Here is a 23,754-nt window from a genome sequence, read left to right as displayed (position 1 = left end):
TATTCCACAAGGAGAAACACCCCATGCGTAAACCTTTTGCTTATGCCGTTATGCTCGCCGCTGCTCTGGGCCTCGCCGCTTGCGATAAAGCCAGCGAGAACAAGGCTCAAGACGCCCAACAACATGCCGAGCAAGCCCAGCAGAAGATGGACGAAGCTCAGGATAAAGTGAACGAGGCTGCCAAAGAAAACGCCGAAGCCGCCAAAGACAGTGCCGAAGCGCAACAGAAAGCTGCTGAAGAAGCCGCTCCAGCCGCTCCGGCTCCAGCACCAGAAGCCGCGCCTGCTGCACCAGCTGCTCCTGCAGAACCTGCCAAGTAAGCGTTCTTGCTGGAATAAAAAAACCCGACTCAGGTCGGGTTTTTTTATTCATATCAAAAGCTGTCTGAACGTTGGGCTCAACATCAACAAGAGTGAACAGATCAGGCCAACACTCCAGACGAGTGTGCGTTGCCAGGCAAAGTCATACCAGTACAGCGGCAAATAAATAATCCGCGCCAGAACAAAGATGATCGCCAGGGCATCGATCAGAAAACCCTGGGTCTGGGTGGTATGCGCCATCAGCACACCCACCGCAAATAGCATGAACGCCTCGAAACTGTTCTGGTGCGACGCTACGGCCCGGGCACCGAGGCCAGTCAAGCGCGCCTGCTGCTCCCGCGGCAGATGGTTGTCATAACCGCCCTGCTCTTTCATGGCCCGGCTCACCGGGATTCGCGCGACAAAAATCAGCACGGCACTGATCAATACACACCAGAACGGAATACTCACGGAAGCGCCTCCTTGCCAGGCTCGGACGATGATACGTCTGTAGGGGTATAGACCATCACGTCGAGCACGTCGGAATGAAACTCCCGGCGGTAGAGCACCAGCACCACGCCCGCACTCATCACCATGAACATCCACGGGCTGATGAACCAGCTGAGCATGGTCATTCCGAAGTAGTAGGAACGCAGGCCGAAGTTGAACTGGTTCGCCGCCATCGAAATGACCCGGGCGCCCCGCGAAGCAAAGGCCTTGCGCTCCATCTCGCTGACCTGGCGCTCACCGATCATCGGCGCCGAGCCCACCAGCACTGCCGCGAAGTTGTACTGGCGCATGCACCAACTGAAGGTGAAGAAGGCGTAGACGAAGACCATGGCCAGGCACAGCAGCTTGATCTCGGACATGCTCTGGGACGCCTGCTGCACCAATGGCAGGTCGGCCAGCAACGACAGCGCCCGATCCGAAGAGCCGAGCACGGTGAGAATACCGGCGAGAATGATCAGGGTGCTGGAGGCGAAGAACGAGGCGTTGCGCTCAAGGTTGCCGATCACGCTGGCGTCGGCGATCCGGTTGTCGCGCAGCAGCATGCGGCGCATCCAGTCTTCACGGTAGAGGTGCATCACGCTGGCCAGGCACGCGGTGTCGCGGCCCTTCCAGGTCGCGTAACGGGTGTAACCGCCCCAGCAGGCGATGAACCAGATGGCAGCCAGAAGATTGATCAGATTGTTTTGAATGAAGCTCATGGACATTCCCGGAAGAAGATGGCCTGCACAGTAAAGTGCAGCGACCGGGTTTCGACGCCAACGAACAAAAAAAGACACTAAAAAGGCAGCTTCGAGCTTATAGCTGCAAGCGACAAGAAAAGGCCTGCCCTCCAGAAAGCAAAAGCCCCGTCTCCTGGGTAGGAGACGGGGCTTTTGGAAGCGCCCGGGGCGGGTATCAGTGGCTTGTGGCCTTACCCTGCCCCTTGGCGATTCAGTCAGGCAATCACTTCACGCGGCTTGCCTAGCATGCGGTCGCAGACCACGGCGACGAGCAGGGTCGCTACGCATGGCACCAGCCAGGCCAGCCCCTGCTCGCTCAGCGGCAGGTGAGCGAACGACGCCGGCATCCAGGCATCCAGCTTCGCGCCCTTGAGGGCGTCGATCACGCCGAACAGCAGGGAGACCGCCATGACAGGCGCCATGATCCGGGTTTGCGAGTGCCACATGCCTTTGCAGAAGCTCAAGCCTACCAGCACGATGCACGGCGGATAGATCGCGGTGAGTACCGGCACGGAGAACATGATCAGCTTGGTCAGACCGAGGTTCGAGACCACCAGCGAGAACGCCGCCAGCAGGACCACCAGCGCGCGATAGGACAGCGGCAGGATACGGCTGAAGTACTCGGCGCAGGCACAGGTCAGGCCAACCGCAGTCACCAGGCATGCCAGCGCGATCAGCACGGCAAGGAAGCCACTGCCCAGCGAGCCGAAGGTGTGTTGCACGTAAGCATGCAGGACCACCGCGCCATTGCCGGCGTTGGCCGCGATGTCATGGCTACCGGCACCCAGGCGGAACAGGCTGACGTACACCAGGGTCAGGCCAAGGCCGGCGATCAGGCCGGCAATGATCGCGTAACGGGTGATCAGACGCGGCGACTCAACCCCACGGGAGCGGATCGCGTTGACGATAACGATGCCGAACACCAGTGCACCCAGGGTATCCATGGTCAGGTAACCCTGAATGAACCCCTGCGAGAACGGCGCCGCCACGTAGGCCGGCTGCGCCTCGCCGATGGTGCCAGCAGGCAGCGCGAACGCCGCGATGCCAAGCACCGCCAGGGCGATGATCTTCAGCGGCGCGAGGAAGCGACCGACGGTATCCAGCAGCTTGCCCGGATACATCGACACCGCCAGCACGACGGTGCAATACACCAGGCTGTAGATGAACAAGGCGATCGGGCTTTCACCGGTCAACGGCGCCACGCCCACTTCGAAGGACACGGTGGCGGTACGCGGCGTGGCGACCAGCGGGCCGACAGCCAGGTACGCAGCCGCCGCCAACAGGCCACCGGCCACCTTGCCGATCGGACTGCTCAGCGCGTCCATGCCACCACCGACCTTGGCCAGCGCGACGACGGTAACGACCGGTAGGCCTACTGCGGTGACCAGGAAGCCCAGGGCCGCCATCCACACGTTCGGACCGGACTGCAAACCAACGATTGGCGGGAAAATAATATTGCCGGCCCCGACGAACAACGCGAACGTCATGAAGCCAAGCGCCAGGATGTCCTGGCCTTTCAACACTTTCATTTAAGGAAATACCACACTACTGAAATCGGAATTTAGAGAGGGATTTCCCCTTGGATTAGGGAAATGTTTTATCCACCCGGATGAGGCGGACCTTTAACGCGTGGCGCTCCCTTTTGGGGAGCGGGCACAAAAAGAGTGCGCATGTTAACGAATTTGCCGGGCGGGCGCACGACCGCAAGGCGGCTTGTCCGATAAGCGAATCTCTATGTCGCAAACGGTTGCGCTGAATCAAAATTTACCCCAACGAAAAAGGCCACCCGAAGGTGGCCTTTCTCTACTGCATCAGCGAAGAAGGATTACTTCTTGGCTTCCCAACCGGTCAGCTCGGCCAGGGCCTTACCGATGTCGGCCAGCGAACGCACGGTTTTGACGCCCGCGTCCTGCAGGGCAGCGAACTTCTCGTCCGCAGTGCCTTTGCCGCCAGAGATGATGGCGCCAGCATGGCCCATGCGCTTGCCCGCTGGGGCAGTCACACCGGCGATGTAGGAAACCACTGGCTTGGTCACGTGTGCCTTGATGTAGGCAGCCGCTTCTTCTTCAGCCGAACCACCGATTTCACCGATCATGACGATGGCTTCGGTTTTCGGGTCTTCCTGGAACAGCTTCAGGATGTCGATGAAGTTCGAGCCTGGGATCGGGTCACCACCGATACCAACGCAGGTGGACTGACCGAAACCGGCGTCAGTGGTCTGCTTGACCGCTTCATAGGTCAGGGTGCCGGAACGGGAAACGATACCGACCTTGCCTGGCAAGTGGATGTGACCAGGCATGATGCCGATCTTGCACTCGCCCGGAGTGATGACGCCTGGGCAGTTAGGGCCGATCAGGGTAACACCCAGCTCGTCGCACTTGACCTTGGCATCCAGCATGTCAAGGGTAGGGATACCCTCGGTGATGCAGACGATCAGCTTGATGCCGCCGAAGGCCGCTTCCAGGATCGAATCTTTGCAGAAAGGAGCCGGAACGTAGATGACCGAAGCGTCAGCGCCGGTAGCTTCCACAGCTTCCTTGACGGTGTTGAACACCGGCAGGCCCAGGTGGGTGGTGCCACCCTTGCCTGGAGTAACGCCGCCGACCATCTTGGTGCCGTAGGCGATGGCTTGTTCGGAGTGGAAGGTACCTTGCGAGCCGGTGAAGCCCTGGCAGATAACTTTGGTGTCTTTATTGATCAGGACGCTCATTACTTGCCCTCCGCAGCTTTGACAACTTGTTGAGCAGCGTCGGTCAGGCTGGTGGCCGCAATGATGTTCAAACCGCTTTCTGCCAGTACTTTAGCGCCCAGTTCAGCGTTGTTGCCTTCCAGACGAACAACAACCGGTACCTTGACGCCAACTTCTTTCACTGCACCGATGATGCCTTCGGCAATCATGTCGCAACGAACGATGCCGCCGAAGATGTTGACCAGAACGGCCGCGACATTGCTGTCGGACAGAATGATCTTGAATGCTTCGGTAACGCGTTCTTTGGTAGCACCGCCGCCCACGTCGAGGAAGTTGGCTGGCTTGCCGCCGTGCAGGTTGACGATGTCCATGGTACCCATGGCCAGGCCAGCACCGTTGACCATGCAACCGATGTTGCCTTCCAGCGCCACGTAGTTCAGCTCGAAGCTGGCAGCGTGGGCTTCACGAGGGTCGTCCTGGGACGGGTCGTGGAAGGTTTTCAGCTTAGGCTGACGGTACATGGCGTTGGCGTCGATGTTGATCTTGGCGTCCAGGCAATGCAGATCGCCGTCAGCCTTGATCACCAGCGGGTTGACTTCCAGCAGGGCCAGGTCGTGTTCTTTGAACAGCTTGGCCAGGCCTACGAAAATCTTGGCGAACTGAGCAACTTGCTTGCCTTCCAGACCCAGCTGGAAAGCCAGTTCACGACCCTGGAACGGCTGAGCGCCGACCAGTGGATCGATAGTAGCCTTGATGATCTTCTCGGGAGTGTCGTGAGCGACTTTCTCGATGTCCACGCCACCTTCGGTGGAAGCCATGAACACGATACGGCGGCTCGAACGATCGACTACAGCGCCCAGATACAGCTCTTTGGCGATGTCAGTGCAGGATTCGACCAGGATCTTGGTCACTGGCTGACCGTTGGCGTCGGTCTGGTAAGTCACCAGACGCTTGCCCAACCATTGCGCAGCGAACGCCTTGGCGTCTTCCTTGCTGCGAACCAGCTTGACGCCGCCTGCTTTACCGCGACCACCGGCGTGAACCTGGGCTTTGACAACCCACTCGGTGCCACCGATTTTTTCGCAGGCTTCTGCTGCTGCTTCAGGGGTGTCGACTGCGAAACCCTTGGAAACTGGCAGGCCGTATTCAGCGAACAGCTGCTTACCCTGATACTCGTGAAGATTCATGCTTTTTACCGTCTTCGTTAGGTACTGCGCTTCGGCGCTGCGCTCCACTGGAGTGCCGCGCCACCTGTGACCGCTTGCTCCCGGTATGCTCCGGGAGTTCGAGTCCGGCGGACTTTCCGCGGTGAGTCATGCACGCAAGACTCACGACGGGCCGCCCGCCGTGGTTTTCTTATAGTTAACGCTTTTTACGGTTGGCTACGTGGATGGCACCGCCATTCACAGCCAGCGCGGCTTCATGCAGCGCTTCGGACAGGGTCGGATGGGAGAAGACCATCATGCCCAGGTCTTCGGCACTGGTGCCGAATTCCATTGCGATTGCACCCTGCTGAACCAGTTCGGCAGCGCTTGGGCCAATCACGTGTACACCCAGGACGCGGTCGGTCTTGGCATCGGCGATGACCTTGACGAAACCACCGGTGTCGTTTGCGGCCATTGCACGGCCACTGGCCGCGAACGGGAAGGTGCCCACGTTAACCTCAACGCCTTCAGCCTTCAAGGTTTGCTCGGTTTTGCCGACCCATGCAATTTCCGGGTGGGTGTAGATAACCGAAGGGATCAGGTCGTAGTTCATCTGGGCTTTGTGGCCCTTGATGCGCTCGACGACCATGATGCCCTCTTCCGAGGCCTTGTGCGCCAACATCATGCCGCGAACCACGTCACCGATGGCGAAAACGCCAGGAACGCTGGTAGCGCAGTGATCGTCGACGAAGACGAAGCCGCGCTCGTCGATGGTCACGCCGCTGTCGGCAGCCAGCAGATCGGTGGTCACCGGACGACGGCCGACCGCAACGATCAGTTTGTCGAAGGTGATTTTCTGTTCGCCGTTGGCGTCGGTGTAGGTCACTTCGACTTCTTCGCCGTTGACCTTGGAACCGGTTACGCGAGCGCCCAGCTTGATGTCCAGACCTTGTTTGGTCAGGGTTTTCAGCGCTTCCTTGGAGACGGCAGCGTCAGCAGCCATCAGGAAGGTGTCCAGAGCTTCCAGGACGGTAACTTCCGCGCCCAGGCGAGCCCAGACCGAACCCAGTTCCAGACCGATCACACCGGCACCGATAACGCCCAGGCGCTTCGGCACGGCCTGGAATTCCAGGGCGCCAGTGGAGTCGACGATGACGTTCTGATCAACCGGAGCTGGCGGAATGTCGATCGGACGGGAGCCGGACGCCAGGATCACGTTTTCGGCTTCGATGACTTCGGTAGTACCGTCAGCCTTGGTGACTTCGACTTTCTTGCCAGCCAGCAGCTTGCCGTGGCCCTGGATCGAAGTAACGCCGTTGGCCTTGAACAGGGTGGCAACACCACCGGTCAGGTTCTTGACGATACCGGCCTTGCGGCCAACCATCGCGGCGACGTCCATTTTGACTTCACCGGTGGAGATACCGTGGACGTTGAAGCTCTCTTTCGCTTCCTTGTATTTCCAGGAGCTGTCCAGCAGCGCCTTGGATGGAATGCAGCCAACGTTCAGGCAGGTGCCGCCCAGGGCCAGTTTGCCCTCGCCATCGGTGTACTTCTCGATGCAAGCGGTCTTCAGGCCCAGTTGCGCGGCCTTGATAGCGGCCACGTAGCCGCCAGGACCTGCACCAATTACTACTACGTCGAACTTCTGGCTCATAAAAGATTCCTTTATAGCTACAAGCAGCAAGCCACACGCTACAAGGCAAGCGGCTTCTGTTTCGAAGCTCGCCGCCTGTAGCGTGCAACTGCGTGTTTAGATATCCAGCAGCAGACGCGCCGGGTCTTCCAGCAGGTTCTTGATGGTCACCAGGAAAGTCACAGCTTCTTTACCGTCGATCAGGCGGTGATCGTAGGACAGCGCCAGGTACATCATCGGACGGATCACGACCTGGCCATTGATGGCCATAGGACGCTGGATGATGTTGTGCATGCCGAGAATGGCGGCTTGCGGCGGGTTGACGATCGGGGTCGACATCATCGAACCGAAAGTACCGCCGTTGGTGATGGTGAAGGTGCCGCCGGTCATCTCGTCGATGGACAGCTTGCCGTCACGGGCCTTCTTGCCGAAGGTGGCGATGCCGTTCTCGATCTCGGCCAGGCTCATCAGCTCGGCGTTGCGCAGAACCGGTACCACCAGACCACGGTCGCTGGAGACAGCAACACCGACGTCAGCGTAACCGTGGTAGACGATGTCGCTGCCGTCGATCGACGCGTTGACTGCCGGGAAACGCTTCAGCGCTTCGGTAGCGGCCTTGACGAAGAACGACATGAAGCCCAGGCGTACGCCGTTGTGGGACTTCTCGAACAGGTCCTTGTACTTCGAACGCAGGGCCATGACTTCGGTCATGTCGACTTCGTTGAAGGTGGTCAGCATGGCCATGTTCGACTGTGCTTCAACCAGACGCTCGGCAACCTTGGCACGCAGGCGGGTCATCGGAACGCGCTTCTCGGTGCGGTCGCCGGTGGCGACAACAGGAGCAGCGGCAGCAGCTGCGGCCGGCTTGGCAGCAGGCGCGGCGGCTGGAGCGGACTTCTTGGCGGCAACAGCAGCCACGACGTCTTCCTTGGTCACGCGACCGCCTTTACCGGTGCCGGCAACGCTGGCCAGGTCGATGCCGTTTTCTTCAGCCAGCTTGCGCGCGGCTGGAGCAGCGATCGGGTCGTCTTCGCCAGCGTCGGCAGCAGCGGCCTGGGCAGGCGCGGCAGCTTGAGCAGCGGCGGCAGGAGCGGCGGCAGCGCCACCGGCTTCGATCGAACCCAGAACTTCGTCGGACAGAACGGTGTCGCCTTCGTTCTTGACGATTGCGCCCAGGACGCCATCAGCGGTGGCCAGTACTTCCAGGACGACCTTGTCGGTCTCGATGTCGACGATCAGTTCGTCACGCTTGACGGCTTCGCCCGGTTTTTTGTGCCAGGTGGCAACGGTGCCATCGGCAACCGATTCCGGGAAAGTAGGGGCTTTGATCTCGATAGCCATTATCAGTGGTTCCTTAAATTCGGTTTCTGGTGCGCGAAGGCATTAAACAGTGAAAGCATCTTGCAGCAGTTTTTCCTGCTGCTCGGCGTGCATCGAAGCGTAACCACAGGCTGGAGCCGCAGACGCATCACGACCGGCGTACTCAAGGACCAGCGCCTTGTTGTGACGACCGAGGATACGGCGCATGTGGTGTTGGCTGCTGTACCAGGCGCCCTGGTTCATCGGTTCTTCCTGACACCACACCACGTTCTTCAGTTCGGTGTATGGCGCGAGGATTTCAACCAGATCGTCTTCAGGGAACGGATACAGTTGCTCGATACGCACAATGGCGATGTCTTCACGACCTTCGGCACGGCGTTTTTCCAGCAGATCGTAGTAAACCTTGCCGCTGCACAGGACCAGGCGAGTGACCTTTTTCGGATCGAGGGTATCGATTTCCGGGATCACGGTCTGGAACGAGCCTTCGGCCAGATCTTCCAGGGTCGAGATGGCCAGCTTGTGGCGCAGCAGCGACTTCGGCGTCAGTACGATCAACGGTTTGCGCAGCGGACGAATTACCTGGCGACGCAGCAGATGGTAGATCTGCGCCGGGGTGGTCGGTACGCACACCTGAACGTTGTGCTCGGCGCACAGTTGCAGGTAACGCTCAAGACGTGCCGAGGAGTGCTCAGGGCCCTGACCTTCATAACCGTGTGGCAGCAGCATGGTCAGACCGCACAGACGGCCCCACTTGTGCTCGCCGCTGGTGATGAACTGGTCGACAACCACTTGCGCGCCGTTGGCGAAGTCACCGAACTGGGCTTCCCAGATCACCAGCGCCTCAGGCGTGGTGGTCGAGTAACCGTATTCGAAGGCCAGTACCGCTTCTTCCGACAGGAAGGAGTCGTACAGGTCGAATTTCGGCTGACCGGCAAACAGGTTCTGCAGCGGCAGGTAGGTACCGGCGTCCTTCTGGTTGTGCAGCGCCGCGTGGCGGTGCGAGAAGGTGCCGCGACCTACGTCCTGGCCGGTGATGCGCACAGGATGGCCTTCGAACAGCAGGGTCGCGTAGGCCATGGTTTCGGCGTAGCCCCAGTTGATCGGCAAGCCACCGGCCTGCATCTTCTGGCGGTCTTCGTAGATCTTCGAAACCTGACGCTGGACCACGAAGCCTTCCGGCAGCTCGAGCAGCTTGGCCGACAGCTCCTGCAGGGTCTTGAGGTCGAAACGGGTGTCGTGACGCGCGGTCCAGGCGTGGCCCAGATACGGACGCCAGTCGACGAACAGCTCTTTGTTCGGCTCTTTGACCAGGCTCTTGACCACGTGCAGACCGTTGTCCAGTGCGCTGCGGTACTCATCGACCTTGGCCTGGACGCGATCGCTGTCCAGACGACCGGCCTGGATCAGGCTGTCGGCGTACAGTTCACGGGTGGTGCGCTGCTTGGCGATCTGCTGGTACATCAGCGGCTGGGTGCCGTTCGGCTCGTCGGCCTCGTTGTGGCCGCGACGACGGTAGCAGACCAGGTCGATGACCACGTCACGCTTGAACTGCATGCGGTAATCGACCGCCAGTTGGGTCACGAACAGCACCGCTTCCGGGTCATCACCGTTCACGTGCAGAATCGGCGCTTGAATCATCTTGGCGACGTCGGTGCAGTACTCGGTGGAGCGGGAGTCCAGCGGGTTGCTGATGGTGAAACCAACCTGGTTGTTGATCACGATGTGCACGGTACCGCCGGTCTTGAAACCGCGGGTCTGCGACATCTGGAAGGTTTCCATGACCACGCCCTGCCCCGCGAACGCGGCATCACCGTGGAGGGAAATCGGCAGAACCTTGTCGCCAACGGTATCGTTGCGGCGATCCTGACGGGCACGGACCGAACCTTCCACTACTGGCGAGACGATTTCCAGGTGGGACGGGTTGAAGGCCATGGCCAGGTGGACTTCGCCACCTGCGGTCATCACGTTGGACGAGAAGCCCTGGTGGTACTTCACGTCACCGGAGCCCAGCTCGACCTTCTTCTTGCCTTCGAACTCGTCGAACAGCTCGCGCGGGTTCTTGCCGAAGGTGTTAACCAGCACGTTCAGACGGCCACGGTGGGCCATGCCGATCACGATTTCCTTGGTGCCGTAGGAACCGGAACGCTGGATCAGTTCGTCCAGCATCGGAATCAGGCTTTCGCCACCTTCCAGACCGAAACGCTTGGTGCCCGGGTACTTGGTGCCCAGGTATTTTTCCAGACCTTCGGCGGCAGTGACGCGCTCGAGCAGGTGGCTCTGGATGTCGGCGGAGAACGCCGGACGGCCACGCACGCTCTCGAGACGCTGCTGGAACCAGCTACGCTGCTCGGAGTCGACGATGTGGGTGAACTCGGCGCCAATGGTGCGGCAATATGTCTGCTGCAAAGCGTCGAAGATTTCGCGTAGGCTCGCTTCCTCTTTGCCGATGAACAGGTCGCCGGCACGGAAGGTCGTATCAAGATCGGCATTGGTCAAGCCGTAATGATTGATCGACAGGTCTACTGGCGCAGGGCGCTGCCACAACCCCAACGGGTCGAGCTTGGCCGCTTGGTGGCCGCGCATACGGTAGGCCTGGATCAGACGCAGCACTTCAACCTGCTTCTTCTCGTGCTCGCTGCTCACGCTACCGGCAGACACCGGTTGGGCGCGGCGCTGGTTCTTCGCCAGCAGTACGAAATGGTCGCGGATTGTAGAGTGCGATACATCGGTAGCAGTGCTGCCTTCAGCGGGCAACTTCTGGAAGTAGGTGCGCCACTCTTCTGGCACAGCGTTAGGGTCGTGCAGGTAGAGCTCATAGAGCTCTTCCACATATGCAGCATTACCACCTGAAAGGTGGGCGCTGTTCCACATGCGCTGCATCACGCTTTCTTGCATGCTTGGTCACCCTCGGTTAGGGGCCTCGATCGGCAAGAACCACGAAAGCCTGGAATCACGTCAGCAAACCAAGCCACCAAGGATCCCGCAGATGTACCGGGTACCAGCCCGGATGCCCCTGCTGGTCTCATATCTTCATAGGTCAAGCGCGGGCTTTTGGCCCTTGCTCGGGTTTCACCTCGGTGCGGGCTGATGCCCGCACCTTGGCGTTCTACGGCTACAACACTTTTTGAATCAGGTGCCGCTTTGCAGCAGCATGTTACGAACGTGGCCGATTGCTTTGGTCGGGTTCAGACCTTTCGGGCAAACGTTTACGCAGTTCATGATCCCGCGGCAGCGGAATACGCTGAACGGGTCATCCAGGGACGCCAGGCGCTCCTGGGTTTTGGTGTCACGGCTGTCGGCCAGGAAGCGATAAGCTTGCAGCAGAGCGGCTGGACCCAGGAACTTGTCCGGGTTCCACCAGAACGACGGGCAGGAAGTCGAGCAGCAAGCGCACAGGATGCACTCGTACAGACCGTCCAGCTTTTCGCGTTCTTCCGGCGACTGCAGACGCTCGATGGCCGGAGCCGGCGTGTCGTTCTGCAGGAATGGCTTCACCTTCTCGTACTGCTTGTAGAAGATGCTCATGTCGACGACCAGGTCACGGATAACCGGCAAACCAGGCAGCGGACGCACGACCAACTTGTTACCTTTTACGACAGCGGACAGCGGCGTGATGCACGCCAGGCCGTTCTTGCCGTTGATGTTCATGCCGTCGGAACCGCAAACGCCTTCACGGCAGGAGCGACGATAGGAGAAGCCCTCGTCCTGCTCCTTGATCAGTGCCAGTACGTCCAGCACCATCAGGTCCTTGCCACCGGTATCGACCTGGAACACCTGGGTTTTAGGTGCCGAGTCGGTGTCCGGGTTGTAACGATAAACTTCGACTTGCAACATAGCGGCCACCCTTAGTAAGTCCGGACTTTTGGTTCGAACGCCGGTACGGTCTTCGGCGCGAAGTTGACTGCACGTTTGGCAACCCGCTTCTCACCTGGGAAGTACAGGGTGTGGCACAGCCAGTTTTCGTCGTCACGGTCTTCGTAGTCTTCACGGGCGTGAGCGCCGCGGGACTCTTTACGAACTTCGGCCGCGATGGCGGTTGCTTCGGCAACTTCCAGCAGGTTCTGCAGCTCCAGCGCTTCGATACGCGCGGTGTTGAAGGCCTGGGACTTGTCGCTGATCTTGACGTTGGCGATACGCTCACGCAGGCCAGCCAGTTGCTCGATGCCCTTCTGCATGTATTCGCCGGTACGGAACACACCGAAGTAGTTCTGCATGCAGCTCTGCAGCTCGCGACGCAGGGTTGCAACGTCTTCGCCGGAAGTACGCTCGTTGAGCTTGTTCAGACGGTTCAGGGCAACTTCGATGTCGGTGTCGCTGGCGTCGCGGTATTCGATACCGTCGGTCAGCGCTTTTTCCAGGTGCAGGCCAGCAGCGCGGCCGAAGACCACCAGGTCGAGCAGCGAGTTGCCGCCCAGGCGGTTGGCACCGTGAACCGATACGCACGCCACTTCGCCTACGGCGAACAGACCAGGAATGATGTGATCCACACCGTCGGCATCCTGGGTCATCGCCTGGCCATGAATGTTGGTGGCAACGCCGCCCATCATGTAGTGGCAGGTTGGAACGACTGGAACCGGGGCAACGACCGGGTCAACGTGAGCGAAGGTCTTGGACAGTTCACAGATGCCTGGCAGGCGGCTGTGCAGAACTTCTTCACCGAGGTGGTCGAGTTTCAGCATCACGTGGTCGCCGTTAGGGCCACAGCCGTTACCGGCGATGATTTCCTTGACCATGGAACGGGCCACAACGTCACGACCGGCAAGGTCCTTGGCGTTTGGCGCGTAGCGTTCCATGAAACGCTCGCCGTGCTTGTTGATCAGGTAACCGCCTTCACCGCGGCAACCTTCGGTGACCAGTACACCTGCGCCGGCGATGCCGGTTGGGTGGAACTGCCACATTTCGATGTCTTGCACCGGAACGCCAGCACGCAGTGCCATGCCAACGCCGTCACCGGTGTTGATCAGGGCGTTGGTGGTCGACGAGTAGATGCGACCTGCACCGCCGGTAGCCAGCACCGTTGCCTTGGCACGGATGTACTGGGTTTCGCCGGTTTCGATGCAAATTGCGATCACACCGACGAACGCGCCGTCCTGGTTCTTCACCAGGTCAACAGCGTAGTACTCGTTCAGGAAGGTGGTGCCTGCTTTCAGGTTGCCCTGGTACAGGGTGTGCAGCAGCGCGTGACCGGTACGGTCGGAAGCGGCGCAGGTACGGGCGGCCTGGCCACCTTTACCGAAGTCCTTGGACTGACCGCCGAACGGACGCTGATAGATACGGCCGGTTTCGGTACGCGAGAACGGCAGACCCATGTGGTCCAGTTCAAATACCGCGGCAGGACCTTCCTGGCACATATATTCGATAGCGTCCTGGTCACCGATGTAGTCGGAACCCTTGACGGTATCGTACATATGCCAGCGCCAGTCATCGTTCGGGTCAGCCGAAGCGATTGCGCAGGTGATGCCACCCTGAGCCGATACGGTGTGCGAACGGGTCGGGAACACCTTGGTGATCACGGCCGTCTTGTGACCGCCCTGGGCCAGTTGCAGCGCAGCGCGCATGCCGGCACCGCCGCCACCAACAATGATGGCGTCGAAAGAAATCGTTGGAATGATAGCCATGAATCAGATACCCCAGAGAATCTGCACACCCCAGACGAAGTACGCGAACATCGCGACACCACATACCGCCTGGAACAGGAAACGTATCGCTGTAGCCGACTTGCCGAACGCCATTGGCGTCAGGTAGTCGGTTGCAATGGTCCACATGCCGACCCAAGCGTGAGCGCCCAGGGCAACCAGTGCCAGCAAGCTGAAGATACGCATCGCGTTATTGGAGAACAGGGCGTGCCACTGGGCATATTCGATGCCAGGGTGCGCCACCAGGTAGCCGATCAGGAAAATGAAGTAAGCCGCGAGAACGACCGCAGAAACGCGCTGCGCCATCCAGTCATAGAGGCCCGAACGCGAAAGGTTCGTGACGTTGGTTACCATATCCAAACTCCCGCCAGAACGATCACCACCACGGAGATGACGATGACAATTTTCGAGCCCAGTTTGCCGCCTTCCAGCGTCTCACCGATGCCCATGTCCATGATCAGATGGCGCACACCGGCCACCAGGTGATACAGCAAGGCGGACAGCAGGCCCCAGAACACGAACTTGGCCAGCGGACTGGTCAGACACGCCTTCACCTCACCAAAGCCTTCTTCCGAACCCAGGGATTTGCCCAATGCATAAAGCATGATGGCCAGGCCCAGGAACAGAATAACGCCGGAGATGCGGTGGAGAATGGACGTGTAAGCGGTGATCGGGAGTTTGATGGTCCTTAGGTCTAGGTTTACAGGTCGTTGGCTTTTCACGGCTTTTTTCACACTGAAGAGCCCCTAGCAATCAGGGCAAAGTTGTTGGTAAGTGTACTGGTCAGGTACCCACCACCCAGGGAGCGGCGACCCCCAGTGAGACGGGCAAGAAAGCCCCTGGCGGTCGGGTGCCGAGTATAGACAGTTAGGCTACTAATGACAACGTGAAGGGCTAGCCCAAATAGCGCATTGCCTTTACCGAACAAAAGGCGTAAATGGGCGCCAATTTCGAGGAAAAACAGGGCCTAAGGCCCATTACAACCGTGCTTTAGGCAAATTGACATTCGAATTTATCTCACTATAGTGGTGCGGGCCCTGCGTGGGGGGTCTGTCAGATGATTTCAAGCATTAATAGGAGGCCACATGGCTGACAAAAAAGCGCAGTTGATCATCGAGGGCGCAGCCCCCGTCGAGCTGCCCATTTTAACCGGCACCGTTGGTCCAGATGTTATCGACGTCAGAGGGTTGGGGGCCACGGGTCACTTCACTTTCGACCCTGGTTTCATGGCGACCGCATCTTGCGAGTCGAAGATCACCTACATTGATGGCGACAAGGGCATCCTGCTGCATCGCGGCTACCCGATCGAACAGCTCGCCCAGCAATCCGACTACCTCGAAACCTGCTACCTGCTGCTCAACGGCGAACTGCCGAATGCCGAGCAGAAGGCTCAGTTCGTCAGCACCGTGAAGAACCACACCATGGTGCATGAGCAGTTGAAGTCCTTCTTCAACGGCTTCCGCCGCGACGCCCACCCGATGGCCGTCATGTGCGGCGTGGTTGGCGCCCTGTCGGCGTTCTACCATGACTCGCTGGACATCAATAACCCGCAGCACCGGGAAATCTCCGCCGTTCGCCTGGTCGCCAAGATGCCGACCCTGGCCGCGATGGTCTACAAGTACTCCATGGGCCAGCCCATGATGTACCCGCGCAACGACCTGTCGTATGCCGAGAACTTCCTGCACATGATGTTCAACACCCCGTGCGAGATCAAACCGATCAGCCCGGTACTGGCCAAGGCAATGGACCGGATCTTCATCCTCCACGCCGACCACGAACAGAATGCTTCCACCTCCACCGTGCGTCTGGCCGGCTCGTCGGGTGCCAACCCGTTCGCCTGTATCGCCGCCGGTATCGCCGCACTGTGGGGCCCTGCCCACGGCGGTGCGAACGAAGCCGTACTGACCATGCTGGATGAAATCGGCGATGTTTCGAACATCGACAAATTCATCGCCAAGGCAAAGGACAAGAACGACCCGTTCAAACTCATGGGCTTCGGCCATCGCGTTTACAAAAACCGCGACCCACGTGCCACCGTGATGAAGCAGACCTGCGACGAAGTCCTGCGCGAGCTGGGCATCACCAACGATCCGCAGCTCGAACTGGCCATGCGCCTGGAAGAGATCGCCCTTACCGATCCTTACTTCATCGAGCGCTCGCTGTACCCGAACGTCGACTTCTACTCGGGCATCATCCTGAAGGCAATCGGCATTCCAACCAGCATGTTCACCGTGATCTTCGCCCTGGCGCGTACCGTCGGCTGGATCTCGCACTGGAAAGAAATGCTCTCCAGCCCTTACAAGATCGGCCGCCCTCGCCAGCTGTACACCGGCTACGAGTCCCGCGACCTGATCAAGCTGGAAGACCGCAAGTAAGCTTCGGCCGAACGCAAAAAAAGGCTGCCTGATGGCAGCCTTTTTTATTGGCCTTGAAACGTACAGTTATCGATAAGGCTACACCTATCGATAACTGTAATGCTCACATTAGGGTTTTTCAGCTTTCTCTTTCAATGCCTTGAGCGTATTGAAGGGCGCATCCACGACGAATTTGTTCGCAACCATGGAAGGCACGCTACCGCCCGGGTTGGTGTGCAACTGATACGTCACTTCGGTGGCATCGCCTTTGGGCACCAGCTTCCAGTAGCCATTGGCAGCCGTCACCCGCACGAAGCCCTTCTCTTCCGGCAGATAGGCGGGCACGCCTTCGATCTTGCGCGTCACACTGCCATCAGCGTCCTGGGTGGTCGTCACATGCAACACGGAATCACGCGGCGTCACCGGCCATGGCGTGTTGAACTGTGCGTAGGTCCAGCTCTGGTCGCCTTCGTGCTTGAGCAGCTTCTGCAATTTGCACTCGTGAATCCACGCGCAAGAACCGGCAACGTCCTCCTGCAGCGCCCGAATTTTCGCCACGGGCGCCTTGATCAGGGCTACGCCGCGGTATGCCTTGTAATCGGAGCCCTCCACCTTGCTGAGGGAGACCTTGATACCGTCCGCACTCTTGACCTCTTCCCATTGCTCAGCGAAAGCCAAAGTCGACAACGCACTCAAACCCACGATTACCGCTACACGCTTGAACGATCTCATCCGGTTGTTTTCCTTATTGGTCGGTGATCCAGCATTCAGGCCGCCGTCATTTGCTCCCACCAGCCGATGAGCTTGATAGCCTCGTCACGGTCACTGCCGCATACCTCTGTGTCCGCCTTGAAGCCCGAACAGACTGCCGGCCTTTCCGGCTTGCCGAACAAATCACACAGATTGATGGCGGACAGATGAATACAGCGTTCGCCAGCCGGCTTGCCATCAGGCATTCCAGGAATGAACGAACTGATCGACGGAGCTATGCAGCAGGCGCCACAGCCTTCGCGGCACTTCATGACGTGGTAGACCTCGAAAAGAGCAAATGATGCAGATAGGAAGGATAGTAACGACTAAAACAACCGTTTGAAATTACCGGCCAAATGAAATATTGCTGACTGGGCGGTTCTCGTTTTGACGCTATTGCTTGAATTCGAAATCGATCGCAGCGCCTTCGATGTCCTGGCGGCTATCGTTGCGCAACTGCAATTGCATTTCGTTGCTCAGCAAACGCCCGTTGAGCTGGAATGGACTTTCGACCGCAGGTTTTTCCCCGAACATCGAAGGCAGCAGTGGCTTGCGCACTTCCGCCTCGATCTGCTCGACAGACTTCATTTCCTTGACCATGTCAGGCGGCAAGGTTAGATCGAGCTTGGCTTTGGGCAGCGGCGCGGCAATCGCGTCCGCCTTTTTTCGGCTAGCGGTCTTGCTGGCTCTGACCGGCGCCTTTTTCGCAGGTGCGGCCTTCTGCCGAGCTGCGGGCTGGGCTTTTGCCGCCGGCTGCGCGGGCTGTTTCTTCTGGCTGGCAGTGCTGGCTTTCTGCTCTTGAGGCTTTGCTTCGGCCAGCAAAACGGACTGAGGAGCGGACGCGGCCATCGCGGAGTCCATCAGCGATACCGCGAACAGCCCAATTAATACCAATCCGCCACGCCGTAATACAGTCATAGACAACAAGAAGCACTCCATGAAAGCCGCTATGCTCCGCGTTCCAAGCGCGCCTGACAAGTCCGTCAGCTACAGATAGCCATTATTTGCAGTTTCCTGACATAACTGATTGGCCAGCATCCCCAGCGTCATCAATACCCGCTCCGCCTCCCGATTCCACGGAATGCCGCAATTGAGGCGAATGCAGTGATTGAACTGTTCGGTGTTACTAAAGATCAGCCCCGGCGCGATACTGATGCCCTGCTGCAGCGCGCGCACATGCAACTCCTGGGTATTGACCCGTCCAGGCAGACTGACCCACAGAATGAAACCACCCGTGGGCCGGGTCATCTGGGTGCCTTCCGGGAAATACTGCTGAACCGCCAACTGATAGGCACTGAGGTTCTTGCGGTATTCCTGGCGAATAAAGCGCAGGTGCCGATCGTAGCCACCGTTTTCCAGATAAGCCGCTACGCCCATTTGCGTCACGCTGCACGCGGAGTGGGTGCTGAATGTCTGTAGCCGCTGGATCTCCTGCTGGTAGTTGCCAGCGATCATCCAGCCGATCCGCACGCCTGGCGACAGGGTCTTGGAAAAACTCGAACAGTAGATGACACGATCCAGCCGGTCGAACGCCTTGAGCGATTTGCTCTTGCCCTGCTCGAACATCAGCTCGCCGTAGATATCGTCTTCGATGATCTGGATATTGAAATCCGAGGCCAGGCGCAGCAGTTGTTTCTGCCGATCTTCAGGAATGGTGCCGCCCAGCGGATTGCTCAGCCGCGCCGTGAGCACCAGCGCCTTTATGGACCATTGATTCGCCGCGAGCTGCAGGGCTTCCAGACTGATGCCGGTGGACGGATCACTGGGGATTTCGATCACTTTCAAGCCCAGCAGGTCGGCCAGTTGCAACAGACCGTAGTAGGTTGGGGATTCGGCCGCGATCAGGTCTCCCGGCCGGGTCAGCACGCGCAGTGACATTTGCAGCGCATCAACGCACCCGTGCGTCACCACGATCTCGGAAGGATCGACAATCACCCCGGCATCACGCATGCGAATTGCAATCTGTCGGCGCAGCGGCTCGAAGCCTGGGCTGAACATATAGCTGAAGGCCCGCGGACTCTGGAAACGCGTGACCTTGGCCAATTGCTGGTGCAGCGCCCGCACCGGTAGATAATCGACATGGGGGACCGCCGCGCCCAGCGGAAAAACGCCGTCCCGGCGCGCTTCGTCCAGGACCTGCTGGATGATGCTGGCGCGAGTGACCAGCCCTGGGCGCTCAACCCGCGCGATATCCGGGGTCGACGCGGTCAATGCCGGAGTCTGGTGAACGTAATAACCCGATTGCGGCCGAGCCCGGATCAGCCCCTGGTCTTCCAGATTGGCGTAGGCCTGGAGGACGGTTGCATGGCTGACATTCAACTGTGAGCTCATCTTGCGCACGGACGGCACGCGCTCACCCGGCTGATAGACACCACGCCGAATATCTTCGGCGAGCTGCTGAGCGATACGCTGATAAAGCAACAGGTTGGTCATGATCCACTCTCGGCACGCAGGCAATCTGGTTATTCTTGTACAAGCCGGCACAGAATACCGGAACAGTTCCCAAGTGTACTGGGACAGATTGCAGACTCGTCGACAATACCGTTATGTGACGACGCATCAAAGCGCCGAAAGTGCATAAAAAAATAGCTGCTAATAAAAAACCCGGTGTCTTTCGATCACCGGGTTTTCGTGTCAGGGACGTATCAGCGCTCGGCGCCGAGCCTGCCCTTCTCATCCGAGAACACGATTTCCACACGACGGTTCTGCGCCCGGCCACGCTCCGAGGCATTCACCTCGACCGGGTATTGGTCACCATAGCCGCGAACCTGGATGCGCTTCTCATCGACACCCAGGTCAACCAGCATGTCAGCCACCGACTGCGCGCGGTCACGCGACAGCTTCAGGTTGTCCTCAGGGTTGCCGGTGCTGTCGGTGTAACCCTCGATGCGAACAACGCGCTTGGGGTTCAACTGAAGGAACTGCACCAGCTTGAGCACCGTACGGCTCGCGGAGTTTTTCAGATCCGCCTGCCCGGGATCGAACAGCACATCACCCAAGGTCATGACCAGACCGCGATCACTGTCCGTGGTGGCCAGACTGACGATCTGCTCCTCGAGCCATTTGCCCTGCTGCTGCACGCTGGACAGCTTGGCCTCGCGCAGCGCCAGTTGCAGGCGTTGACGCTCCAGCTCCAGCTTGGCCTGACGCTCCTGATTGAGCACCAGATTGCTGTGCTCGCGAGCAATCTCGCTGTAGCGCTGACTCAGATAGGCGTAATGCCGCACATCCGAGCCGGTGCCGATATAGCTGGCCAGACGCTCCGCCCGCGCCAGCGACTCGCCTGCACGGATGACATCCCGCGGCGCACTGCGCAGCACGTTTGAATCGTCCTTCACCGACTGAAAGCTGGTCGTCGCTTGTTCCAGCGCGACTTCACTGCGCTCACTGGCACAGCCCTGCAACCCGAGAACACCGGCAATCGCCAGCAAAGCCAGAGGCTTGATCGAACTCACTTCTGTTCCCCCAACTGCTTGCGAAGACGATCCACCCGCGACTGCAGAAGGGTCAGTTGCTCCTGACTTTTCAGGGTCAGTACCCGGGCCTCGGCCAGGCGCGCATCCAGTTCGGCCTGTTCGGCACGCATGCGCGCATCGCGGAACGACTCGCTGAGCATATTGCTGCGGGCCCGCGTCAGCTTCTCTTCAGCCAGCTTCAGCTCGGCCACTTCATCGGTGGCACCAACGGCCTTGGCCTGCTCCAGCGCCTGCTCGGACAAACGCAACTGTTCATGAGGCGCCGGATCGGACGCACAGCCGCCCAGGGCCAGCAATGCCAGGACGGCGAATAGGGGTCGAGTTCTCACACAAGTTTCCTACTGTTTAGGGGCGTCAAGCGGCGCCTGCAACTGCGCTTGCCAACGCTCGATGTTGCGTTGCAGGACCTCCTGGGCTACGCCAGAGGCCGGCAATTCTGTCAGTTTTTTCGCCAACTGTCCGCGTAACCAGGCGTCATTGCAGGCGGAATTGTGAGACAGCGCCAGATACAACCCCGGCCGGTCCAACGGCAGACCGCGCGCAATCAGGTCGTTGGCCATCCCCAGGCTCTGAGCCATGGCCATGCCGGCGTAGCGGCCGGCGAGCACATAATCCACCTGCCCCAGCAAGAGTTTCTGAAATGCCTGGGTGAGGTTCGGGACACGGGTCAGTTTCAGCTCGGTCTTGCTGAACGCCTCGAATTCAGGGGTCAAACGCGCCTTCTCGGAGATCGCGCCCTGATGCTGATGCAGATCGGCCAGGTTTTCATAAGCCAATGCTGCGTCGTGGCGAGTCCAGACCAAATATTCGTTCTGCAGCACCGGCGGGTGAATGTAGTCCAGGGCTGTCAGCTCAGCGACCGCCAGAGGCGCATCCACCAGCAGATCCATGCGCCCACTGCGCACCTCGGCCTGAGCGTCGCTGCGCTTGCCGGCATACAACACTTCGACCTTGAGCCCCAGCTCGCTACCGATATGCTGCAACAACTCGACATTGGCACCGATCAGGTGCCGGGGATCCTGCGGGTCACGCCAGGAATAAGGCGGCGCATCCGGACTGCCGGTCACCACCAGCCGCTCGCATTTGCCGACCGCCATGGCCATCGATGGCAAACACGCGAGCCCGAGCATCGCCACTGTTCCTTTTCGAGCAAACCACCCCATGCCAGCGCCCTTTCTCAATCGCGGAAAATCAAAAAGCCCGGTTGTCGCGGGCTGCGGCGAAGCGACCGGAGGATCGCCTGCGCACAGCCCGGAACAACCGGGCTCTTTATAAGTGAAGCGACTGGATTAAACCAGCTTCTCCAGCTCAGGAATGGCTTCGAACAGGTCAGCCACCAGGCCGTAATCGGCCACCTGGAAGATCGGCGCTTCTTCGTCCTTGTTGATCGCAACGATCACTTTGGAGTCCTTCATGCCGGCCAGGTGCTGGATCGCGCCGGAGATACCGACGGCGATGTACAGCTGTGGCGCAACGATCTTGCCGGTCTGGCCGACCTGCATGTCGTTCGGCACGAAGCCTGCGTCGACCGCGGCGCGGGAAGCGCCGACTGCCGCGCCCAGCTTGTCGGCCAGGGCGTACAGGTGCTTGAAGTTGTCGCCGTTCTGCATGCCGCGGCCGCCGGAAACGACGATCTTGGCAGCGGTCAGTTCAGGACGGTCGGACTTGGCCAGCTCTTCGCCGACGAAGGACGATTTGCCTGCGTCGTGAACGGCAGCAACGGCTTCAACAGCAGCCGAACCACCTTCGGCGGCAACGGCGTCGAAGCCGGTGGCGCGCACAGTGATGACCTTGATGGCAGCGGTCGATTGCACGGTGGCAATGGCGTTGCCAGCGTAGATCGGACGCTTGAAGGTGTCAGCCGACTCGACCGCGATGATCTCGGAGATCTGGTCGACGTCCAGCAGCGCGGCAACGCGTGGCAGAACGTTCTTGCCGTTGGAGGTGGCAGGCGCCAGCACGTGGCTGTAAGCCTTGCCCAGCTCGGCTACCAGCGGCGCGACGTTTTCCGGCAGGAAGTTGGCGTAGGCGGCGTTGTCGGCTACCAGCACCTTGGCGACACCGGCGATTTTCGCGGCGGCTTCAGCAACACCACCCACGTTCTGGCCAGCGACCAGGACGTGGACATCGCCACCGATCTTCGCGGCAGCAGCAACGGTGTTCAGGGTAGCGGGCGCAACGGCACCGTTTTCGTGTTCAGCGATAACCAGGATAGTCATTTAGATTACCTTCGCCTCGTTCTTCAGTTTCTCGACCAGTTCAGCAACCGACTTGACCTTGATGCCTGCGCTGCGTGCAGCCGGCGCTTCGACTTTCAGGGTCTTGTTGGTGGAGGCGGTGGAAACGCCCAGCGCGTCTGGAGTAACGGTCTCCAGCGGCTTCTTCTTGGCCTTCATGATGTTCGGCAGCGACGCGTAGCGCGGCTCGTTCAGGCGCAGGTCGGTGGTGACGATCGCCGGCAGGTTCAGGGCAACGGTCTGCAGGCCGCCGTCGATTTCACGGGTAACGTTGACCTTGTCGCCCGCCACTTCCACTTTGGAAGCGAAGGTGCCTTGAGCGAAACCGGTCAGCGCAGCCAGCATCTGGCCAGTCTGGTTGTTGTCGCTGTCGATGGCTTGTTTGCCGAGGATCACCAGTTGTGGCTGCTCCTTGTCGACAACAGCCTTGAGCAGCTTGGCCACGGCCAGGGAGGTCAGCTCTTCGGCGGACTCCACCAGCACGGCGCGGTCAGCACCCAGTGCCAGGGCGGTGCGCAGTTGTTCCTGGGCGGTAGCCGGGCCGACGGTAACGACGACGATTTCGCTGGCCACGCCTTTCTCTTTCAGGCGGACGGCTTCTTCGACGGCGATCTCGCAGAAGGGGTTCATGGACATTTTGACGTTGGCGAGGTCGACGCCGGAGTTGTCCGCCTTGACGCGAACCTTGACGTTGTAGTCGACCACTCGTTTGACAGCTACAAGAACCTTCATGGATTCCTCGTTACTCTCCGGTGAAAAGAATGTCGCCTGGGCCGAACCCGGCGATTGCGCGTGGGTACAAGGGCACCTCTAAAAACGATTGCAGCCGGTCGAATTTAAGCTGACTCGATAGTCGCGTTCCGACCCTTCATCACAAAACCCGTGGGTCATTCTTTGTGGTGGCGTGTAAACTCCACTACAAAACCCCGGTTTGGCGTAACTGCCCTGCTCTTTGCCAGGTCTTTAGGGGTGCTCCTGCATCCGAC

23 protein-coding genes are annotated in these 23,754 nt (G+C 59.5%); 2 read left to right on the top strand and 21 right to left on the bottom strand.

The features are described 5' to 3' along the window. Nucleotides 1–23 precede the first annotated feature (23 nt). Nucleotides 24–320, top strand: a complete 297-nt coding sequence (locus HWV67_RS13890) for a hypothetical protein (RefSeq protein WP_095157098.1) — start codon at nt 24–26, stop codon at nt 318–320. Nucleotides 321–368: 48 nt separating this feature from the next. On the opposite strand, the gene HWV67_RS13885 is transcribed toward HWV67_RS13890, so the two are convergent. The 12 genes from HWV67_RS13885 to sdhC all read right to left on the bottom strand — a co-directional run bounded on the left by HWV67_RS13885 (nt 369) and on the right by sdhC (nt 14,685). After that, nucleotides 369–770, bottom strand: coding sequence for an MAPEG family protein (locus HWV67_RS13885; RefSeq protein ID WP_175651630.1), 402 nt, complete (start codon nt 768–770; stop codon nt 369–371). Continuing rightward, the gene (locus HWV67_RS13880; RefSeq protein ID WP_175651629.1) at nt 767–1,507 is read right to left on the bottom strand and encodes a DUF599 domain-containing protein; all 741 of its coding nucleotides are present in this window, start codon (nt 1,505–1,507) and stop codon (nt 767–769) included. The genes HWV67_RS13885 and HWV67_RS13880 overlap by 4 nt, the downstream gene beginning before the upstream one ends. Before the next feature lie 236 nt (nt 1,508–1,743). Beyond that, nucleotides 1,744–3,057 (bottom strand): branched-chain amino acid transport system II carrier protein, encoded by a 1,314-nt coding sequence (gene brnQ, locus HWV67_RS13875; RefSeq protein WP_175651628.1) that lies wholly within the window; start codon nt 3,055–3,057, stop codon nt 1,744–1,746. Between the two features lie 296 nt (nt 3,058–3,353). Next, the gene (gene sucD / locus HWV67_RS13870) at nt 3,354–4,238 is read right to left on the bottom strand and encodes a succinate--CoA ligase subunit alpha (RefSeq protein WP_003254203.1); all 885 of its coding nucleotides are present in this window, start codon (nt 4,236–4,238) and stop codon (nt 3,354–3,356) included. Next, nucleotides 4,238–5,404: an ADP-forming succinate--CoA ligase subunit beta gene (gene sucC / locus HWV67_RS13865; protein ID WP_038613110.1), complete on the bottom strand. Its 1,167-nt coding sequence runs from the start codon at nt 5,402–5,404 to the stop codon at nt 4,238–4,240. The genes sucD and sucC overlap by 1 nt, the downstream gene beginning before the upstream one ends. A gap of 175 nt (nt 5,405–5,579) precedes the next feature. Next, nucleotides 5,580–7,016, bottom strand: a complete 1,437-nt coding sequence (lpdA, locus tag HWV67_RS13860; RefSeq protein WP_095157094.1) for a dihydrolipoyl dehydrogenase — start codon at nt 7,014–7,016, stop codon at nt 5,580–5,582. A gap of 96 nt (nt 7,017–7,112) precedes the next feature. Further along, nucleotides 7,113–8,336, bottom strand: coding sequence for a 2-oxoglutarate dehydrogenase complex dihydrolipoyllysine-residue succinyltransferase (gene odhB, locus HWV67_RS13855; RefSeq protein WP_095157093.1), 1,224 nt, complete (start codon nt 8,334–8,336; stop codon nt 7,113–7,115). 42 nt (nt 8,337–8,378) lie between these two features. Continuing rightward, the gene (locus HWV67_RS13850) at nt 8,379–11,210 is read right to left on the bottom strand and encodes a 2-oxoglutarate dehydrogenase E1 component (protein WP_175651627.1); all 2,832 of its coding nucleotides are present in this window, start codon (nt 11,208–11,210) and stop codon (nt 8,379–8,381) included. A gap of 234 nt (nt 11,211–11,444) precedes the next feature. Beyond that, nucleotides 11,445–12,149 carry a succinate dehydrogenase iron-sulfur subunit gene (locus HWV67_RS13845; protein ID WP_095157091.1) on the bottom strand — a complete coding sequence of 235 codons (705 nt, stop codon included), beginning with the start codon at nt 12,147–12,149 and terminating at the stop codon, nt 11,445–11,447. Nucleotides 12,150–12,160: 11 nt separating this feature from the next. Next, on the bottom strand, nt 12,161–13,933 hold the full coding sequence (gene sdhA / locus HWV67_RS13840) for a succinate dehydrogenase flavoprotein subunit (protein WP_095157090.1): 1,773 nt from the start codon (nt 13,931–13,933) through the stop codon (nt 12,161–12,163). A 3-nt stretch (nt 13,934–13,936) separates the two neighbouring features. Then, nucleotides 13,937–14,305: a succinate dehydrogenase, hydrophobic membrane anchor protein gene (sdhD, locus tag HWV67_RS13835; protein ID WP_009396297.1), complete on the bottom strand. Its 369-nt coding sequence runs from the start codon at nt 14,303–14,305 to the stop codon at nt 13,937–13,939. Continuing rightward, nucleotides 14,299–14,685, bottom strand: a complete 387-nt coding sequence (gene sdhC / locus HWV67_RS13830; protein WP_170946391.1) for a succinate dehydrogenase, cytochrome b556 subunit — start codon at nt 14,683–14,685, stop codon at nt 14,299–14,301. Before sdhC ends, sdhD begins: the two co-directional genes overlap by 7 nt. Nucleotides 14,686–15,036: 351 nt before the next feature. Here sdhC and gltA point away from each other — a divergent pair, with 351 nt between their 5' ends. Continuing rightward, a complete protein-coding gene (gene gltA, locus HWV67_RS13825; RefSeq protein WP_095157089.1) occupies nt 15,037–16,326 on the top strand; it encodes a citrate synthase in 1,290 nt (429 codons plus the stop codon). 108 nt (nt 16,327–16,434) lie between these two features. Here gltA and HWV67_RS13820 read toward each other — a convergent pair whose 3' ends face one another. The 9 genes from HWV67_RS13820 to HWV67_RS13780 all read right to left on the bottom strand — a co-directional run bounded on the left by HWV67_RS13820 (nt 16,435) and on the right by HWV67_RS13780 (nt 23,500). After that, on the bottom strand, nt 16,435–17,037 hold the full coding sequence (locus HWV67_RS13820; protein WP_175651626.1) for an START domain-containing protein: 603 nt from the start codon (nt 17,035–17,037) through the stop codon (nt 16,435–16,437). A 35-nt stretch (nt 17,038–17,072) separates the two neighbouring features. Beyond that, nucleotides 17,073–17,327: a YkgJ family cysteine cluster protein gene (locus HWV67_RS13815; protein WP_095157087.1), complete on the bottom strand. Its 255-nt coding sequence runs from the start codon at nt 17,325–17,327 to the stop codon at nt 17,073–17,075. 121 nt (nt 17,328–17,448) lie between these two features. Further along, nucleotides 17,449–17,973 (bottom strand): translation initiation factor 2, encoded by a 525-nt coding sequence (locus HWV67_RS13810; protein ID WP_175651946.1) that lies wholly within the window; start codon nt 17,971–17,973, stop codon nt 17,449–17,451. A 69-nt stretch (nt 17,974–18,042) separates the two neighbouring features. Continuing rightward, complete coding sequence (locus HWV67_RS13805; protein ID WP_095157086.1) at nt 18,043–19,488, bottom strand: aminotransferase-like domain-containing protein; 1,446 nt, start codon at nt 19,486–19,488, stop codon at nt 18,043–18,045. A 212-nt stretch (nt 19,489–19,700) separates the two neighbouring features. Then, nucleotides 19,701–20,510 (bottom strand): OmpA family protein, encoded by an 810-nt coding sequence (locus tag HWV67_RS13800; protein ID WP_175651625.1) that lies wholly within the window; start codon nt 20,508–20,510, stop codon nt 19,701–19,703. Next, nucleotides 20,507–20,860, bottom strand: coding sequence for a DUF4398 domain-containing protein (locus tag HWV67_RS13795; RefSeq protein ID WP_175651624.1), 354 nt, complete (start codon nt 20,858–20,860; stop codon nt 20,507–20,509). Before HWV67_RS13795 ends, HWV67_RS13800 begins: the two co-directional genes overlap by 4 nt. Nucleotides 20,861–20,869: 9 nt before the next feature. Beyond that, a complete protein-coding gene (locus HWV67_RS13790) occupies nt 20,870–21,661 on the bottom strand; it encodes a substrate-binding periplasmic protein (RefSeq protein ID WP_256680112.1) in 792 nt (263 codons plus the stop codon). 159 nt (nt 21,662–21,820) lie between these two features. Beyond that, on the bottom strand, nt 21,821–22,750 hold the full coding sequence (locus HWV67_RS13785) for an electron transfer flavoprotein subunit alpha/FixB family protein (protein WP_175651622.1): 930 nt from the start codon (nt 22,748–22,750) through the stop codon (nt 21,821–21,823). Continuing rightward, the gene (locus HWV67_RS13780; protein ID WP_009396278.1) at nt 22,751–23,500 is read right to left on the bottom strand and encodes an electron transfer flavoprotein subunit beta/FixA family protein; all 750 of its coding nucleotides are present in this window, start codon (nt 23,498–23,500) and stop codon (nt 22,751–22,753) included. It abuts the gene before it with no gap. Between the last annotated feature and the right edge of the window lie 254 nt (nt 23,501–23,754).

This window comes from Pseudomonas sp. Marseille-P9899, assembly GCF_903166565.1.
Classification (GTDB): Bacteria; Pseudomonadota; Gammaproteobacteria; order Pseudomonadales; family Pseudomonadaceae; genus Aquipseudomonas; species Aquipseudomonas huaxiensis.
Note: the sequence above shows the minus strand (reverse complement) of the source record. Positions and strands in the feature narration are given on the sequence as shown.

Bases quoted from the DNA above. Each gene is read 5' to 3' on its own strand.
- odhB (WP_095157093.1), bottom strand. From the start codon at position 8,336: ATGGCTATCGAGATCAAAGCCCCTACTTTCCCGGAATCGGTTGCCGAT.
- lpdA (WP_095157094.1), bottom strand. From the start codon at position 7,016: ATGAGCCAGAAGTTCGACGTAGTAGTAATTGGTGCAGGTCCTGGCGGC.
- HWV67_RS13890 (WP_095157098.1), top strand. From the start codon at position 24: ATGCGTAAACCTTTTGCTTATGCCGTTATGCTCGCCGCTGCTCTGGGC.
- HWV67_RS13785 (WP_175651622.1), bottom strand. From the start codon at position 22,750: ATGACTATCCTGGTTATCGCTGAACACGAAAACGGTGCCGTTGCGCCC.
- sdhA (WP_095157090.1), bottom strand. From the start codon at position 13,933: ATGGCTATCATTCCAACGATTTCTTTCGACGCCATCATTGTTGGTGGC.
- HWV67_RS13845 (WP_095157091.1), bottom strand. From the start codon at position 12,149: ATGTTGCAAGTCGAAGTTTATCGTTACAACCCGGACACCGACTCGGCA.
- sucC (WP_038613110.1), bottom strand. From the start codon at position 5,404: ATGAATCTTCACGAGTATCAGGGTAAGCAGCTGTTCGCTGAATACGGC.
- HWV67_RS13820 (WP_175651626.1), bottom strand. From the start codon at position 17,037: ATGAGATCGTTCAAGCGTGTAGCGGTAATCGTGGGTTTGAGTGCGTTG.
- HWV67_RS13790 (WP_256680112.1), bottom strand. From the start codon at position 21,661: ATGCTCGGGCTCGCGTGTTTGCCATCGATGGCCATGGCGGTCGGCAAA.
- gltA (WP_095157089.1), top strand. From the start codon at position 15,037: ATGGCTGACAAAAAAGCGCAGTTGATCATCGAGGGCGCAGCCCCCGTC.
- HWV67_RS13815 (WP_095157087.1), bottom strand. From the start codon at position 17,327: ATGAAGTGCCGCGAAGGCTGTGGCGCCTGCTGCATAGCTCCGTCGATC.
- HWV67_RS13810 (WP_175651946.1), bottom strand. From the start codon at position 17,973: ATGACTGTATTACGGCGTGGCGGATTGGTATTAATTGGGCTGTTCGCG.
- HWV67_RS13850 (WP_175651627.1), bottom strand. From the start codon at position 11,210: ATGCAAGAAAGCGTGATGCAGCGCATGTGGAACAGCGCCCACCTTTCA.
- HWV67_RS13805 (WP_095157086.1), bottom strand. From the start codon at position 19,488: ATGACCAACCTGTTGCTTTATCAGCGTATCGCTCAGCAGCTCGCCGAA.
- sdhD (WP_009396297.1), bottom strand. From the start codon at position 14,305: ATGGTAACCAACGTCACGAACCTTTCGCGTTCGGGCCTCTATGACTGG.
- brnQ (WP_175651628.1), bottom strand. From the start codon at position 3,057: ATGAAAGTGTTGAAAGGCCAGGACATCCTGGCGCTTGGCTTCATGACG.
- HWV67_RS13780 (WP_009396278.1), bottom strand. From the start codon at position 23,500: ATGAAGGTTCTTGTAGCTGTCAAACGAGTGGTCGACTACAACGTCAAG.
- sucD (WP_003254203.1), bottom strand. From the start codon at position 4,238: ATGAGCGTCCTGATCAATAAAGACACCAAAGTTATCTGCCAGGGCTTC.
- HWV67_RS13880 (WP_175651629.1), bottom strand. From the start codon at position 1,507: ATGAGCTTCATTCAAAACAATCTGATCAATCTTCTGGCTGCCATCTGG.